This window comes from Pectobacterium aroidearum (assembly GCF_041228105.1).
GTDB classification, from domain to species: Bacteria; Pseudomonadota; Gammaproteobacteria; order Enterobacterales; family Enterobacteriaceae; genus Pectobacterium; species Pectobacterium aroidearum.
This window is the reverse complement of record NZ_CP166097.1, coordinates 4,070,721-4,087,004: the sequence shown is the minus strand read 5'-3', so window position 1 is coordinate 4,087,004 and position 16,284 is coordinate 4,070,721. Positions and strand designations below refer to the sequence as shown.

The following is a 16,284-nucleotide window of genomic DNA, read 5'->3' as shown; positions in this document are numbered from 1 at the left end:
AGCGACGACGTGTGTCGGACGGGGGTAATGGGTAGATCGTAAAGACGCTGCAAGTACATCCCTGTAAGCTCGAGCCGCGCCATCCTTGGCGCGGACGCTTTACTCTTCTATCCCATTCCCCCGTTTTGCTCTGTACTTAGACTATTAACGGATTAGAACGTGGCTTCCAGTGAGGCGCTGAAGGTGCGCTCTTCCCCAACGTTGTAAAACGGTGTACCTGCCGATACGCCGTTGTACGATCTTGAGTTGAAGCTCACGGAGCGCGCAGAGTCGAGATACTCTTTGTCGAACAGGTTGTTGACGCCAAAGCGTAAGGTGGCGCTTTTCACGATCTTCTTATCCACTGGCAGATAGACGCCGGCGCTGAGATCGAAAACGGTACGTCCGCCGATCTTCTCGTCATTGGTCATGTCGCCGTAGAACGAGCCAACATAGCGGCTGTTTACGCCGGCATAGTAGAGGCCGTCGTCATAGCCCACTCCGAGGTTGAGCATGTTTTTCGGTGCGTTGGCGACCTGCTTGCCCGTGGTGGGGAGCTGGCTACCGCTGGTGGCGAGATTGTTTTTCTGCTCGGTATCGGTGTAGGTATAAGCGGCGAAGTAGTTGAAGTTATGAGGCAGCTTGCCGCTCCATTCCAGTTCCAGCCCTTTGTTTTCCACTTTCCCGGCGTTGATCATTTCGTAATCGCCGTTGGCGTCACGACTGGAGATCTGACGGTCGGTAAACTGGATAAAGAACAGCGAGGCGCTCAGCAGCATGTCTTCGTCCTGAAAGCGCCAGCCGAGTTCCTGATTCCAGCTCAGCTCAGGTTTGGTATTGATGGAATCGCCAACGTTGTACAAAACGTAGTTGGGCGGGGTACGCATGTTACGCGTGATGTTATAGAACACCTGATTTTCGGTATTGATGCGGTAGGCTGCGTTAAAGCTAGGCAGGAACTCGTGGTATTTCTTGTTCTTTTTCTCTGCGACGTTATACAAACTGCCGAGGTTAGTCCCGTCACGTTCTACGTGCTGATAGGCCAGACCGCCGCTGAACGTCCATTCTGGTGAGAAGAACCAGGTGTCCTGTACCCAGATTTTATGGGCTGGCGTGACGGTAAACTGGTTACGGCCTTGAACCACTTTCCCGTTCGCGTCGGTGATCTGATCTGCATCGCCGGGTTTGCCGGAGATGTTAGCCGGGGTAAAGGCGCCGATATCAAAGTACTTGTTCAGCGAAACCCCGTAGCGATCCTGTTCGGCTTCATTCCAGTAGGTTTGGCGCGTATAGGTAACATAGGTCGATAGCCCGCTCAGCCATGAGTATGACTCGCGCGTCGCGAAATTTTTGGAAAGTGTAATGGTGTAGCGCTCTTTTTCATTGCGATAGCGATTATCCAGATTCAGTGCGTAGAGGTACTGCGCCATGCTCATGTAGGTTTTTTCTGAAAAGCGGTAGCCCGCGAAACTGATCTGGCTATCGATCGAGTTGAAGTATTTAGACCAGTTGAGTGAGAACGCATGGCCCATTTGCGACGACGTCGCTGGGAGCGTTGCGCGTGACTGCGTGACGTCAGCGGACAGCGCGCCCAGCAGGTAGAGGTTTTTCCCAATGCCTGCCGACCAGGACTGGTAGCCATCGGACAAAATACTGCCCCCGTACACCGACCACGCGTTAGATAACCCCCATGAGGCCTCGGCGGCAGAAAAGGCTGGGCCTTGCAGGCGATGGTTGGTGTTCGAGGGTTTACCGGCTGCGAGTTTATACTGCACGTGTCCCGGCCGTGTCAGGTAAGGCAGGTTGGCCGATTCAGTCTGGAACGTCGTCACCGTGCCGTCTTCTTCCGTCACGCGGACATCCAGCGTGCCGCTGACGCCGTTCTTCAGATCCTGAATCGCAAAGGGGCCAGCTGGCACGGTGGTTTCATAGATAAGTCGGCCATTTTGCGTAACGGTCACCGTAGCGTTTGATTTAGCGACGCCGCGAATTTCGGGGGCGTAGCCGCGCAACGAAGGTGGGAGCATGTTGTCGTTATTGGCTAATGACACGCCGGTAAAGCGATAGCTATCGAACAGGTTGCTGCTGAAATACATTTCACCCAGTTTGAGATCGGCTGAAAGCGTAGGCAGCGGGCGATAGGCGTAAAACTGATCCCACGAGAAACGATCGCGATTTCCGTTGCGCGATTTTTGCAGAAAATAGCGGTAATCGGCACGGTAGCGCCAGGCTCCCTGATTAAACCCGGCAGTGCCGTAGCTGCTGAGATAGTGTGATGTGCCTCTGCCATGGGTATCACGACGTACGTTACCCACGAGGTTATAGTCCAGCAGCGCCCCGCCGATACCGTGATCCCACTGTTCGGGCGGAATCCAGTTGCTATCGCTGTACGCCAGCCAGGCCTGAGGGATCGTAATATTCAGCGTTCCCATACCTATCTGGTTAGACACTTTCACGCCGGCAATGGGCGTCAGATCGACACACTCGCCGTTATTCCATCGCTCGACCTTGTCGCGTGCTTCTTTCTTCAGCGCCAGCTTATCAACGAGTTCAGGCGAGAGGCAGGCCGTTGGCCGAGCCTGATGGTTGCCTTCCGGCAGGTAGCTAATCATCTCCTGCTGTATTTCACGCGCATTCACTTTTATTGATAAAAGATAGGTGCCGGGCGTGACGTATTCAGGATCGGAAAAATGGCTAAGATCAATGTCACTACGCTCATCGACATCCAGTACGTTAACGTTAAATTCCGTTGCACTGAGCGCTGTTGTATTCAAAGAAAAAATAAAAAAACCGTAGCGAAATAAGGCTGATTTTATTTTTTCTTTGAACGTAAGATTCTTCATTGCCATAGGAATATGTGCTTGAACAGATACAGCGTTGTAGATATCCATGTACGTAAAACCACGTGTGGAATAAAGAATGTATTAGGGGAGGTGGCCTCCCCATTTGATTGCCTATACCCTGCTGTTAGCGCAATGGATGGTTAGCGCATCAATATTTTATTGATAAGACACAACAAAATTAGCCGTGCTGGAGAAAGCACCTGTGGTGATTGTTGGTGACTCACCTTCCTGTGGGGTTGGGAGTTTGGCGACATAGGATGTGAAGGAGAAAACATTATCCCCGTTTGCCAACGGCGTAGCAGGAACAGCTGGCGTGGTTCCGTCGAATTTAATTTTTTCGCCGACGCGTTCTACGGCAATACCTGCACCGGTTGCGCTGCCGTTTAATGCCAGCATTTCATTATTGGTGCCGGATGCTGCGCCGCCGGAGAAAACAATTTTGGCGCTGGTGGCGGTATCCAGACTGCAATCTTTTAATGTGATATCAAACGGCTTAATTTCTGACGTGCCACCGTTTTCCAACACGGTTTTGCTGATTTCGCCAAACTCGATCGTTTGGTGCAAATCTTCCTGAGATACTGAGCAAGGAGTATCAATAATTTTCCCTTTAAACGTCACCGTTCCATTATGTGAATCCGCAGCGTGTGCGCCGACAGAGAATATCACGGAGATGAGGGATGCCAGGGTGATCTTTGATAGTTTCATATTACGCTCTCTCTATTGGTTACATTATTTAAAACATGCGCGCTACTCTCATGAGTGCGAACGCATTCATGCATAATGAGTAGTGCCATTTCTTTTGTAATACCTTTACAATGCCTTTTCTGACGGGTAACGGCTTATCGCCTTGCACGGACTGAATATATTTATCCGCTTCCCCAATCGATGACGCTGAAACTAGATGGATGGTAGTGTTGGAGAGTTTTTTGGTCAAATATATTGTATTGATTACTTTTATTTAGATTAAATATTTTAAATTTATGTTTATTTAGGTTTTTATTCTGATATTTGATTTTTATGCTCTGGTGGGGAATAAGGCACTATAAATATAACCATCGAGATAATTTATTTTAATTCAATGTGTTATTTTCATTCGCTGTTTTTGATGTGGAATGGCGTGGAATATCTATGGGTTTATAAAAATAATGAAATGTCTTTTTGTTTGTATGAAGCTTAAATGAAAGTTAAATAATCTTTGACAACAAATAGGTAAGTTTTTTATCCTTGCCTGATTACGAGCCCGTAAGGCACTATATAATTGATTTTTCTCTTATAGATGATTTTTTTTACTGTAGTGCAGTGATTTTAAGATTATTCCATAGGTTTTATTATCGTAAATAATGTATGTGCCCGGTGGATTATAACAAACGAATAACGCTTCTTAATCTTGATGGAAAAAGGACGTATGGTTTATTTGATTAATGATTTAATCATTTTCAACGAGGGAGAGGGGACACTGACATGGATAGAACGTGAAAATGAAGCAATCTCTTTGAGCTTTCCTATTTCTCGATTGCTTAGTTTGCTAATTGAGAATCAGAGGGTAACGTTAAGCCGAGATTTTTTGTTAAAAGAGGCGTTGGAAAAGCATGCGCTTTCCCCCTCTATTAATAATCTAAACAACTATTTATCTCTGTTAAGGAAGGTATTACGCGAATTTGACCTGGCGGATTCGATAGTGACTATCCCCAAGTTGGGTATTGTCTTTAATGTTGAAAGCGTTGTTTCCTACCCGGAGGCGGATAGGGGAGGAGGAGAGAAAGAAACATCACATCAGGTGGTAGAAGAGAACGTAGAAGAGAAAGTGGAAGAGGATGTTTATAAAGAAAAAAAGCCGTTCTCCATAAAACACCACGCCATATCTGAGCCCATAAAAACACAGCAATACACCCGGTGCCTTCTCATCTGGATAGCGATAGTGGGGATTATTCTGTTCGCGTTAGATAACGCAAACCGTTTCCCGTATCGACACCTTGTTGATGTGAAGATGAGCGGGAAATGCGATCTTTTCTATTTATATGACAGCGTGGGTTATCCACTTCCTACCGACTATGAAAATCTATGTTCAGAGAACACATTGTTCTTCCTGTCGAAAAAAATTGTTATCTCTGGAATGCTGGATAAGAAAAGTGAAATCGTTATTTCCTGTAAGAAGAACGGGAGTGGATGTGTAACTTATGTTAATAATTAAAGTCAGAAAGAAAATTTTTTGCACCACATTGGTGCTTTTTATTTCATTTTCTCTGGGGACCCTTTTTTATTTAAAAAGCAATTTATACCGAAAGCCACTGATATGTCAGGGGGAAGTAAAACTCTACACTGAAGATCAGAACATCAGAAAGGAATATGACGTCTATTTTTATTTAAATAATCAAAATAGAGCGCTGGTTCTAGTCAACGGTTTTTACATCGGCGAGGACGGTGTGCCGCTGACGATTCGGCGTACGTTCAGCTTTGATTCTGTTTGGGAAGGGAATCGTCTGGTGGTTAACAATATCGCGATGAATAAAAACGGTAATGATAACGCTCCCGATGAGGCAATCCCTATTCTGGCTGAAAATGATGTCATCCAGTTTGAGATGTTGACGAAGTATTCCTACTTGATTAGCACCGTCCAATCAAAAATGGCATGTAACACCCGTGACTAATGTGTATTGACGTGGCGTGTACACATTAATCGCTGCTTTGGATGTCATCGCCATTTTGGGCGTGCTGTTCACGTGCTTCACAACACGCGTTGTATGAAATCATCAATATCTTCAATTGCCTGCTGAAAATCGGCCGGGGATGGATTAATAATCAGATGATCAGAGTAGCCGTTTAACAGCGCATCCAACTGGCGAGAAACGCGCTGGATATCGGCATTTTTAAAGGCACCGGACGCGACGCCTGATGCAATAATCTCTTCCAGTAAGGCAGACCATTTCTCTGTCATGACGTGGGCGAGTTCAGCGTAAGCGGTGTTGTGAACGGCCAGCTGCCATAGCGATCCATACAGATTCCAGATGACGTCAGTGGTATCCGGCAGGTAATTTTTCACCAGCTCATGCAGTTTCTCTTTCGGCGGCAATGTGGCGATGTCCGCCGCGACGTCTGCCAAATCCGCCAGCATGAATGCCGTTAGCGCCTCAATCGACAGCGTCTGCCAGTCAGGAAAGTAGTGATAAATATGACTGCGTGAAATACCAACGTGTTCCGCCAGTTCACGCGTTGTCACTTTCTCTATGCCTTTCTCAATAAATAGCTCGATTGCGCCATCAAGGATTTTGTCTTTGAGCGCTTTCGTTGTCTCTTTCATTACCGTCCCCGCGTTGACTTTGAGCAAGTGCTCAAATACAATTTTTACTCTTGAGCAACCGCTCAAGTATAACTCTGTCAGATGCTATTCTCATGCAAACCCATAATATCAGCGAACCGGTCAAGGTTTCGCATAGTGCCGCTGTCACCCTTAAAAAACTTGGAAAGCGGCATGGCAAAAAACTGATTCTCACCCTGCTTTTGGTGGTGGCGGAGAATGTCACTTATCTGCTTTATCCCCTGATGGCGGGCTTCGCCATTAACGCGATTCTGAATGCTCAGGCCTGGCACGCGGTGCTGTATGCACTGATGGTGTTTATTATGTGGGCAATTGGTGCCGCACGACGCAGTGTGGATACCCGCACGTTCGCACGCATTTATGCTGCGCTGGCCGTGCCGGTTATTCTGGCGCAGAGAAAAGAAAACCATAGCCATTCGACCATTGCAGCACGGGTGGCGCTCTCACGTGAGTTCGTGGACTTTTTTGAAATTCACCTCCCGGTGCTGATTACGTCGCTGGCGTCGATCACTGGCGCAGCTGTGATGCTGCTGGTCATTGAATTCTGGGCGGGCGTTGCCTGCGTCGCTATCCTGCTGTTTTTTACTTTATTCCTGCCGGGTTACACCCGCAAAAATGAAGTCTTGTTTGGCAAGTTAAATAACCGTCTGGAAAAAGAAGTGGGCTTTGTTAGTAGCGCGACTGAGGCTTCGCTAACCAAGCATTACCATGTTCTGGCCGGGTTGCGTATTCGCCTGTCGGATCGTGAGGCTTTGGGTTATTTGGCTATCGGTGCCGCCGCCGCCGTACTGTTTTCACTGACAATTGTGTACATGACACTCAACGGTGGGACCAATGCCGGGCATATCTATTCGGTGATGACCTACATGTGGATGTTTGCTATGAGTCTGGACGACGCGCCCGGCCTGCTGGAAAAATACTCGCAGCTAAAAGACATCGGTAAGCGTGTAGACACGGGCGCGGTGTAAGAAAACGGGGCGTGTAGGCGATAATTCGTCTGTTTTCCCTTTAAGTCAAAACCCCAGCGCGCGGCTGGGGTTTTTTTATGGGCGTTTACACCGTTTTCTATTTACGCCCGTTCTTTCAGTGGCAGTGTCGTCATGCAAGTCTGGCTGTCGTTATAGGTTGCAAACGGTGAGCTTGCTACACGTCCCTGATAGGTGACATTGATGGTTCCTTCAATATTGCGTGGTAACCAGACGCCGACAAAACCATTCTGATGGCTGCTCATGGTTTTTTGCACGATGACGTTACCGGCTTTATCCGTGATTTTTACATCAAACGCCGTATTGGCGAGCTCACCCTGGCACCCGGATAAACTGTGGTTAAAGCAGGGGTGGGTTTGCTGAATATAAGGTGCAAACGAGAGATAGAATTTATTCCCCAGCGGATAGCTATGCTGCTGCTGTCCATCAGATAATTTCAGTTCCTGGCTGGTAATCGACGCGCTGTAGGGCAACGGTCTTGCCTGCGGCGATTGATCGATCGTATCGACAATCTGCTCGACCGTTTTCCCTGCCAGCCCTTGTTTGGCCAGGAATGCGTTGGCGTCAGTCGACGCGGCAAAACCTGAGCCACTCAATGTCAGTGCGAGTAGCGCTGCCATCATCTTTATCTTCATCATTATTTCCCCTCAATAGAGCCATCATCTGGAATCACTGGCTATGACGTTACACCTTCCCCCTACGGGAAGGTCAAAAGGTGGGGTGTATAGAAAGGTAAATTAATGTATTTACTGTGTTTTTATTGATTTTGGTCAATTTTAAACCACGCTAAATGGCGGTGATATCAGCACCATTATTGATACGGTTCAGGTTTTTCACCGACCCGACGAGTAAAGACGTGTTAATGCTGTAGCGTTTCCCAGATCAGTTTAATCAGTAGCGTCACTGCTAATATCAGGAACAGACGACGAATCCAATAATTCCCTCCTTTTAACGCTAACTGTGTCCCTACAATTGAACCGCAAATGGCTGCGATGCCGAGTGGGAATGCGAGCCCATAATTAATCAGCCCCGCTGGAATCAAGAAAAGGAGCGTCGCGGAATTGGTGCCGAAATTGACGACCTTAGCGCAGGCCGTTGCGCGCAGAAAATCAAAATGGAAAAAGCGAACGAAAAGGAAGAGTAAAAAGCTGCCCGTGCCCGGCCCAATAAAGCCGTCGTAAAATCCAATCACAAGCCCGAGTACCGCGCCCTTGATGAGGTCATTTTGTGTCGGTTCCTGACTGGTATCCTGACTACCAAAACTGGGGCGAAACCATGTGTAAGCCACCATGATCGCCAGTACAACGATAATGACCGGGCGCATCCAGGAAGACGGCATGAAATCCAGCATGCGGATTCCGATATAAGCACCGGTGATGGCCGCAAGGGCTGTTGGCAGCATGAGTCGCCATGGTAAGCGCAATCGGGTTGCAAACTGCCGAACGGACATTAAATGTCCCATGACGGAAGAGAATTTATCGATCCCCATAATTTGGGCCGGCGTGAAATGAGGAAGCGTGCTGTAAAACATCGGCATACTGATCAACCCACCGCCGCCAACGGCGGCATTAATGGCACCGGCAATGAAGGCGATTGGAATGAGGATAAGTAGCTCAGACGCCATGATAAATCCTTTGTTGAGTGGTAACAGCCTTGGGGGAATAGAACACACGGCGTAAGACGCGATGAATAATGTGGCAAATGTGAACACCGCCAGACAAGGTATTGCTGATGCCTGCCTCGGCGTATGTGGGTGATGCCCACAGCGAGAGTCATCTTAATTTGGACTGAAATATGTGTCTAATATATATTTAGTGATGTATTGATTCATTTGAGGATATAAATGGAGTTCCGTCACCTTCGTTATTTCATCGCGGTCGCCGAGGAATTGCATTTCACGCGTGCTGCGGTGCGTCTAAATATCGGTCAACCTCCACTTTCGCAGCAAATCCAATCACTTGAAGCAGAATTAGGTGTCTTGTTGTTCGAGCGAACTCGACGTAGCGTGCGTTTGACAGAGGCCGGTCAGCACTTTCTGATTCGTGCCCGTGAGATTCTGGAAAGTAGTGAAGGTGTTGCCAGTGAATTACAGCGAATTTCACGCGGAGAAGCAGGGGAATTAAAAATCAGTTTTACGTCCACAGGCCTGCTGGTGGAGGAGTTAAGAACGCCGCTGAGAACGTTCAGGGCAAAATACCCTGAAGTGCGACTTACGCTGAAAGAAATGTTCACTCACCTCCAGTTTGCCGCGCTATTAGCTGGCGAGTTGGATATCGGCTGTGTGCGTTTTAACGGGCCACGTGCACCTGATGGGTTGACGTTGCGCTGGATTCGCAACGACCGTCTGTGCCTTGTCCTGCCTGACGATCATCCGCTGGCGGGGCGTACCGGCGTGGGGATCGTTGAGGTTCGCGATGAGCCTTTTATTGGCTACCCGGCGAAGGCTGGTGCCAGCGTTTCTGACTACGTGACGATGTGCTGTGAACAGGCGGGTTTTATCCCTAATGTTACGCAGGAAGCACGGGAAGCGATGACTCAAATTGGCCTGGTTGCCGCTGGAATGGGGGTGGCGATACTGCCGCAGCCGATGGATCAGTTGCAACCGAAAGGTGTGTGTTTTATCCCTCTGTCTGATGCTGGTGCTCAGCTTCGTATGGCGCTGGTCACGCGAGAATCGGATAACTCGCCACGCGTTCGTAATTTTGTGGATCTGGTTCGCCAGATGTGATGTCGTACTGTATTTATGACGCCTTTTTGTCTTTGTGAAATATAAAAGCCACGTTTCCTGATTTTTTAAGAGTGAAAATATGAAAAAAATTAAATGGGCAATTATGGGTACCGGGACTATCGCGAAAAATTTTGCGAAAGGGTTGCAAAGTTTAGAAGATGCAGAGCTTTATGCTGTCGCCTCACGTTCTATAGCAAGTGCTATTCAGTTTGGTCAAAATTATGAAGCGCAGAAGTATTACGGTAGTTATGAGGAAATGGTTAGAGATAGCGAGGTGGATGTTGTCTATATCGCGACACCTAATAGTGCGCATAAAGATAATATTTTACTGTGTTTAAATCATAATAAACCGGTTCTGTGTGAAAAGCCTTTTACTCTGAATGTTAAGGAAACACAGGAGGTTATTCGCGTTGCCAGAGAGAGAAATGTTTTCCTGATGGAAGGAATGTGGAGCCGTTTTTTCCCCATTATGCAGAAAGTACAAGAGTGGATTGATGCAGACTTGATTGGCCCTATTCGAATGGTGACCGCTGATTTTGGTTTTAGACGGGAAGGCGAACCGGAAGAGCGAAAAATCAGTTTGCATCGTGCCGGAGGGGCATTAATGGATGTGGGCATTTATCCCATATCATTCGCATCCTGGGTATTAAAAAAAGAACCAGTTTGTATTAAAGGTGTTGCCAGTTTATATGAGACCGGCGTGGATGAGCTTTCTGCAATGACATTTCAATATGAAAGCGGCCAGCTTGCCGTGTTATCCTGTTCGATAAATACGCCAACAGTGAAAGAAGCCAGAATTATTGGCAACAAAGGATCAATTGTAATCCCTGATTTCGCTAAGGCGACATCTGCTACGCTCTTCGTCATTGGTGAAGAACCGGTGACGATAACGCTCCCGCTTGAAGGAAATGGATATAATTACGAAGCCGCAGAAGTCATGTCGTGCCTGAGAGAAAATAAAACAGAGAGTAACATTATGCCTCTGAGTGAGACGCTATCCATTATGGCATCAATGGATGAACTCAGACGTCAGTGGGGAATTGTTTTCCCTACAGAAAATCAAGCTTGATGGACGTCCTCTCCATTGTTTCTTCAAAGCTTGCTCTAATCGTTGGGTTTTATTTTCTAGCTTATTAATTAAAATATTATCGCCAGTACGATACTGGCGATGATTTCTTTTATTATTAATAAATTATTTTGGTTTTTTGCTAGCTATAATTATTTACATTATTAATTGCGGTGTCTAAGGGAATTACCTTGTATTTCCAGTATGTTATTGTTTTTGCTTTAGGCTTGCCGGCTGGACCAAAATATTCTTCCCACGCGGTATCGCTCGTCAATAGATCTGAAAACATCTTGCTTAGATCGCTTTTTTTCCATATTTTTTTGTAACCCTTAGCGCCCGAAGGTGCTGGTGCGGTATGTTTTACATAATCTTCAACGGAATATTCATTCTCATACGCCATAAAGACGGTATAGACGGGCTCTTGCGATATTCTGTCTTGATACCAGGGAATGACGACGAAGTGGTGCACGGTCGGCCCAACCAGGAAATGCCACACTGAGGTCTTTGAATCGGTACTGGGGAAGTCTAGGGCAATATTAATTTTTTTCTTCATGCTTTCGTTATCTTCAATTACATTGCCACTGCCTGAGTCATCCTGCGTCTTGCCATAAACGGCACAACTCATTGTTGTGGAAACTCCGGTACAATGATCGACTTCCATAAGCTTAGTATTAGCAACTATCGCATTTATTAGTGCATCATTAGGCATACGAACATTCCTTATATCTTGAGGTATATAATAGTTGGTGTATAAAATCATATTCGTGCTGAGAAATTGAAAATAACAATGACCCGCTTAAAAAAACATAGAACTGGTACTCTGGTTTGTAAATTATTAAAAGGGACTAGGGGAAATAGCGGAGGGAATGGTGTGATTTATCGGCACAGCTCAATAAGCTTTGCTGAATCATTCTGAGAACAGGTTGGTAAAATGGTCAGGATGGCGTGCTGACCCTTCACGCCTATCCCTAATAGGAGATGGGAGTTTTATTGTCCCGCGCTACACCGTTGCACCATAGAAATAATCACATGGAACAGTTCATCTTTAGCCTGTTGTTCCGTAATAATCCCTTTAACGGCGGCATAAGATAATCCTTCGGCGGAACCGAGCATTGCACGTAATGCGGCATCATGAAGCGGTTTACCCGCACAGAATGGGGCAAAGAGATCGCGGCATTTATCCGTGAAGATGGCATCGTATTCCTGCCTGATTTGTTCAAGCTCGGGGGTTCCGGTAAGCGCTGCCATGACGTTGGGCATTTCACGGCCCTGAAGCAGTACGCAATCGATGTACGAAGTGGCAATGACGGCGGCCAGCTTATCAAGCATGGGCTCCGTCTTGCGGATAATGTCATCCATAATCGCCGTCTGGCGAGCGTCATATTCCTTATAAAGTGCAGCTAACAGCCCCGAACGGTTAGTAAAGTGATCGTAAACTACTGGCTTCGTTACGCCAGCCTGTTTCGCCAGATGCCCGAGCGTCAGCGCTTCCGTACCTTCCTCTCGAATAATCTGCCAGGCGGCTTTGATCAGTTGTACATGGCGCGCTTCTCTCGATAAACGCTGTCGGGTCTGTGATGTGGGCATTGCCGAATTATCCTGTTGACATCCTTATATACCAAAAGTAACTTACCAATGGTAGGTTACTGTTAGTATATAAGAGTATAACTGACGTCGTTCTATAGCAATAGGGAGTACCCGGAATGCATGCATTACTTGTCGTTTCTCATCCTGTTCATACCTCGCTAACCCACAGTGTCGCTGGCGCTATCGCGCAAGGGATCGCTGAGTCGAACCCGGAAAATACGGTCGAAATTGCGGATCTGACGCAGGAAGGCTTTAACCCGGTGTTTTCTGCATCAGATATGGCAGCTTTTCAGCGCACCGGAGCAACGCCGCCTGATGTCGTTGCAGAGCAGTCCCGTATTGATCGCGCGGATGCGTTGGTACTGGTATTCCCGATTTACTGGTGGTCCATGCCGGGGCTGTTGAAAGGGTGGATCGACCGCGTGTTTTCAAACGGCTGGGCCTATGAAGAAACTGCCGATGGGAATGTGATAAAGAAACTGGGACATTTACCGGTGCATCTTGTGGCGCTGGGCGCTGCTAACCAGAGAACATTTGAAAAGCGTGGCTATTCTGACGCCTTTCATGCACAGATCGATCACGGGATTTTTGACTACTGCGGCGCTTCAGTATTGACGTCTGAAATGCTACTGATGCCGGAGTTGGGAACGCCAGAGGCGTGTATCGATAGCGCGCGCCATATTGGTGGCCGTATTTTCCAGACATCGTTATTTTAAACCATCGATAATCAATCCTATTTTTAAAGCCATAATATCTTTTAAGCATGCCGCTTTACTCTCTTATTTATTCTGGCCGGATGGTAGATGGCTGATTACCGTTCGGCCAAACGGATGATATGTTTTTAGCCTCATTTCCGCATACTTTGCGTATCGTCATCAATGACGAACTAGATCGTAAACCCATCCTCGCTATGAAATCAGAGAATAAAGGGAGATATATGAATTCCGCTGAGCATATTAAAAGTATTTCAGAAATCATGATGATGCCTTTGGCCGCAAAAGCATTATGCGTTGCAGCGGAAATAGGGATAGCAGATAAAATAGGGGAGCAGGGGACAACCATCGCTGAATTAGCAAAGGAATGTCAGGCGAGTGAAAAGAACATTTTTGATATTATCAAGGTGCTTGAGGTCTTTGGCTTTTTTGACGTGAAAGATGAAAGTGTTATTAAAAATAATGCACGTTCTGCGCTGCTGATGTCGGATAATATCAGCTCAATGAAGCATTTCTGTATGCTGTTCGGCAATGAATACTATCAGGGGTTTGATGGGTTATTGCATACGAGTCGTACGGGGGAATCGGGCTTTAAGCAGGTCTTTGGGCTGACATTATATGAGCACTTGGCAAACTCTGCATCGCGAGCAGACATTTACGATCTCGCTATGCGGGATTTATCGCGCCCGGTTGGATATGTACTGGCTAAAGAATATGCGTCGCTTTTTAAAACGGCTGACAGCGTTGTTGATATTGGCGGCGGTAGCGGCGTTATTCTGACTGAGCTTATAAAGCAGTATCATCATTTAACGGGTTGTCTTTTCGACATGACCGGTGTCTGTACCAGAAGTGAAAAACGTGTCGCACAGTACTCTCCGGAATTGAAAGAAAGAATGGTTTTCACTCCCGGCAGTTTCTTTGAGGCTATTCCTTCTGGTTATAATATCTATCTGCTTAAAAACATATTGCATAACTGGAACGACGAATTCTGCCTGAAAATATTAAAATCCATCGCGCAATCAATTGGGCACTCAACGCTATTAATTATCGAACCTTTGCTAGAGCATGAGGAAACCTCACCAAGGTTATTGATGAATGCGCTTTTTCAATCTGTCATCTGCCAGGATGGCACGCGATACAGAACGTTGAAAGATATGGAAGATATTCTGACGTTAAGTGGATTAATCATCGTTGGTACAAAGAAAATAACCACTGGCCATACGGTCGTTGAGATTAAATTAAACGCGGTGTCGCAGAGGTGAATATTGCAAGTGCTCTATTTTTCTATGTTTTTCTCATCGTTTTCTAATGACTACTGTTATTAAAGCCATGTTATTAAAATCATGTTATTAAAAACAGTATTGACACCGTTTTTAAAATCCGTAGATTGGAATTACAGCAATAAAGTTTCAGCCTGCTGTGATATTAAAGACATCGAATATGTTCTTTAATAGGTATTTTGCGATACAGGTCACGAAATATTTTTGTATGGGGAGTCGATGTTGAGAAAAATTCATACTCTCACTCGATGATGCTTTAAAGCCACGTAGTCAGTACCGACAATCGCAAAAATGGGGTGAAAGCGCGATGATGTAAGGCCATGATTTTGTTTTTATTGGTTGCGATTAGGTGTTGGTTTAGTGAGTGAAAGATATCGCAACGGGAGTAAGGCCACGCATCAAAGAGTCTATATCGCGATGGGGATGTACTTGTTAACCTGCCATATCTTTGAATGGCGATAAGGTTGGCAGACTGTTTAAATCAGTAAATATAGGGAGGTTTAGCTCATTTTAGTACCCAATATTATCTGTTATAAACGTGTACATTTGAAGCAGTACCAATAGTAGTAAAATGTTATTAAGCCAATGAATGTTAAATCTTAAATCTGCAGTACCTTAAAAGCCCTGGCTAATATAGTCAGGGCTTTTATCATTTGGAACCGTTGATATATCAAGCCGTTATTTCAGGTGTTTCTGCAACTCTGCACCTGCCTGCTCCAGCGCGGTGATGACGGTCGGCTCCTCGCTCAGTGGATTCAGCAGGCCGTAGTCATGGATCATGCCGTTATAGCGAGTCACGGTTACGGGTACACCGGCCGCATCCAGCTTACGTCCGAACGCTTCGCCTTCATCGCGCAGTACGTCCAGTTCTGCCGTCTGAATCAATGTTTGCGGAAAGCCTTTTAACTGTTCAGTACTGGCACGCAGTGGGGAGGCTAGAATGTTGTTACGGTCTGCCGCACGGGTCGTGTAGTTATCCCAGAACCACTTCATCATATTTTTCGTCAGGAAATAGCCCTTTTCGTACTGGTTATAGGATGCATTATCGAAGTTCGCATCCGTTACTGGCCACAGCATGACGTTATAACGAATTTTCGGTCCGCCAAACTGCTTAGCCTGTAGAGCAACAGACGCGACCATATTGCCACCGACGCTGTTGCCGACCAGCGCCAGACGACTACCGTCCACACCAATTTCCTGACCGTGCTCGGCCACCCACTGCGTTGCCTCATAAGCCTGATTGATGGCTACAGGGAAGCGTGCTTCAGGGGACGGGGTGTAATCCACGTACACCGCTGCGGCACCGGATGCCCTGACCAGATCGCGGATTAAGCGCTCATGGGTCGGGAAATCACCCAACACCCAACCGCCGCCATGGAAAAACATGAACACGGGCAACGTGCCGGATGTATTTTCCGGTTTCACGATTTGCAGCTTAATAGCCTGACCGTTCACCTGGATGGTTTTTTCAGATACCTGTGCGGCTTGCAGTTTCACGCCCTGTTGGGCACCGATCAGAACCTGACGCGCTTCCTGCGGAGTCATTTGTTCTATCGGTTTACCTTTACCGGAATTCAGGACATCAAGAAATGCCTTTACGCCAGCGGTCGGCGTAGGGGCATTGATCGGCTGAGCAGCCGCGACGGATGTCATAGAAGCGAATACGGCAGAAGTCAGGATGGTGGAGACGGTTTTCATGATGTTGGCCCTTTTTAAAATCGTGCGGTTGATAGGTTCAATCAGGTTGCTTTTTGTAATCGAGCGATTAAATAGTGCATGTAATACT

Annotated in this window: 15 protein-coding genes; 7 read left to right on the top strand and 8 right to left on the bottom strand. The window is 46.7% G+C overall.

What is annotated here, in order from left to right; genetic code table 11:
- Window positions 1–152: 152 nt before the first annotated feature.
- The gene (locus tag AB8809_RS18480) at window positions 153–2,828 is read right to left on the bottom strand and encodes a TonB-dependent receptor domain-containing protein (protein WP_349855206.1); all 2,676 of its coding nucleotides are present in this window, start codon (window positions 2,826–2,828) and stop codon (window positions 153–155) included.
- A 150-nt stretch (window positions 2,829–2,978) separates the two neighbouring features.
- Window positions 2,979–3,527: a fimbrial protein gene (locus AB8809_RS18475; protein WP_012773519.1), complete on the bottom strand. Its 549-nt coding sequence runs from the start codon at window positions 3,525–3,527 to the stop codon at window positions 2,979–2,981.
- 700 nt (window positions 3,528–4,227) lie between these two features.
- On the opposite strand from AB8809_RS18475, the gene AB8809_RS18470 reads away from it, so the two are divergent.
- Window positions 4,228–5,013, top strand: a complete 786-nt coding sequence (locus tag AB8809_RS18470; protein ID WP_180778151.1) for a winged helix-turn-helix domain-containing protein — start codon at window positions 4,228–4,230, stop codon at window positions 5,011–5,013.
- Window positions 5,000–5,470 (top strand): hypothetical protein, encoded by a 471-nt coding sequence (locus tag AB8809_RS18465; RefSeq protein WP_012773521.1) that lies wholly within the window; start codon window positions 5,000–5,002, stop codon window positions 5,468–5,470. The genes AB8809_RS18470 and AB8809_RS18465 overlap by 14 nt, the downstream gene beginning before the upstream one ends.
- 77 nt (window positions 5,471–5,547) lie before the next feature.
- Here the strand turns inward: AB8809_RS18465 and AB8809_RS18460 are convergent, their stop codons facing one another.
- The gene (locus tag AB8809_RS18460; RefSeq protein WP_182101085.1) at window positions 5,548–6,120 is read right to left on the bottom strand and encodes a TetR/AcrR family transcriptional regulator; all 573 of its coding nucleotides are present in this window, start codon (window positions 6,118–6,120) and stop codon (window positions 5,548–5,550) included.
- A 92-nt stretch (window positions 6,121–6,212) separates the two neighbouring features.
- Here AB8809_RS18460 and AB8809_RS18455 point away from each other — a divergent pair, with 92 nt between their 5' ends.
- The gene (locus tag AB8809_RS18455; protein WP_012773523.1) at window positions 6,213–7,106 is read left to right on the top strand and encodes an ABC transporter six-transmembrane domain-containing protein; all 894 of its coding nucleotides are present in this window, start codon (window positions 6,213–6,215) and stop codon (window positions 7,104–7,106) included.
- A gap of 101 nt (window positions 7,107–7,207) precedes the next feature.
- Here the strand turns inward: AB8809_RS18455 and cueP are convergent, their stop codons facing one another.
- Window positions 7,208–7,762, bottom strand: coding sequence for a copper-binding periplasmic metallochaperone CueP (gene cueP / locus AB8809_RS18450; RefSeq protein WP_349855205.1), 555 nt, complete (start codon window positions 7,760–7,762; stop codon window positions 7,208–7,210).
- A 221-nt stretch (window positions 7,763–7,983) separates the two neighbouring features.
- The gene (locus AB8809_RS18445) at window positions 7,984–8,748 is read right to left on the bottom strand and encodes a sulfite exporter TauE/SafE family protein (protein WP_180778156.1); all 765 of its coding nucleotides are present in this window, start codon (window positions 8,746–8,748) and stop codon (window positions 7,984–7,986) included.
- Window positions 8,749–8,967: 219 nt separating this feature from the next.
- Here AB8809_RS18445 and AB8809_RS18440 point away from each other — a divergent pair, with 219 nt between their 5' ends.
- Entirely contained in the window at window positions 8,968–9,852 is an 885-nt protein-coding gene (locus AB8809_RS18440; RefSeq protein WP_349855204.1) for a LysR substrate-binding domain-containing protein, read from the top strand.
- A 79-nt stretch (window positions 9,853–9,931) separates the two neighbouring features.
- Window positions 9,932–10,921: a Gfo/Idh/MocA family oxidoreductase gene (locus tag AB8809_RS18435; protein WP_349855203.1), complete on the top strand. Its 990-nt coding sequence runs from the start codon at window positions 9,932–9,934 to the stop codon at window positions 10,919–10,921.
- A 139-nt stretch (window positions 10,922–11,060) separates the two neighbouring features.
- Here the strand turns inward: AB8809_RS18435 and AB8809_RS18430 are convergent, their stop codons facing one another.
- The gene (locus tag AB8809_RS18430; RefSeq protein WP_349855202.1) at window positions 11,061–11,627 is read right to left on the bottom strand and encodes a hypothetical protein; all 567 of its coding nucleotides are present in this window, start codon (window positions 11,625–11,627) and stop codon (window positions 11,061–11,063) included.
- A gap of 278 nt (window positions 11,628–11,905) precedes the next feature.
- Window positions 11,906–12,505 (bottom strand): TetR/AcrR family transcriptional regulator, encoded by a 600-nt coding sequence (locus tag AB8809_RS18425; RefSeq protein ID WP_349855201.1) that lies wholly within the window; start codon window positions 12,503–12,505, stop codon window positions 11,906–11,908.
- 116 nt (window positions 12,506–12,621) lie between these two features.
- Here AB8809_RS18425 and AB8809_RS18420 point away from each other — a divergent pair, with 116 nt between their 5' ends.
- Together AB8809_RS18420 and AB8809_RS18415 are read left to right on the top strand one after the other, a co-directional pair.
- Window positions 12,622–13,221 carry an NAD(P)H-dependent oxidoreductase gene (locus AB8809_RS18420; RefSeq protein ID WP_181848211.1) on the top strand — a complete coding sequence of 200 codons (600 nt, stop codon included), beginning with the start codon at window positions 12,622–12,624 and terminating at the stop codon, window positions 13,219–13,221.
- A gap of 221 nt (window positions 13,222–13,442) precedes the next feature.
- The gene (locus tag AB8809_RS18415) at window positions 13,443–14,480 is read left to right on the top strand and encodes a methyltransferase (protein WP_349855200.1); all 1,038 of its coding nucleotides are present in this window, start codon (window positions 13,443–13,445) and stop codon (window positions 14,478–14,480) included.
- A gap of 696 nt (window positions 14,481–15,176) precedes the next feature.
- On the opposite strand, the gene AB8809_RS18410 is transcribed toward AB8809_RS18415, so the two are convergent.
- On the bottom strand, window positions 15,177–16,196 hold the full coding sequence (locus AB8809_RS18410) for an alpha/beta hydrolase (RefSeq protein ID WP_349855199.1): 1,020 nt from the start codon (window positions 16,194–16,196) through the stop codon (window positions 15,177–15,179).
- Window positions 16,197–16,284: the final 88 nt, after the last annotated feature.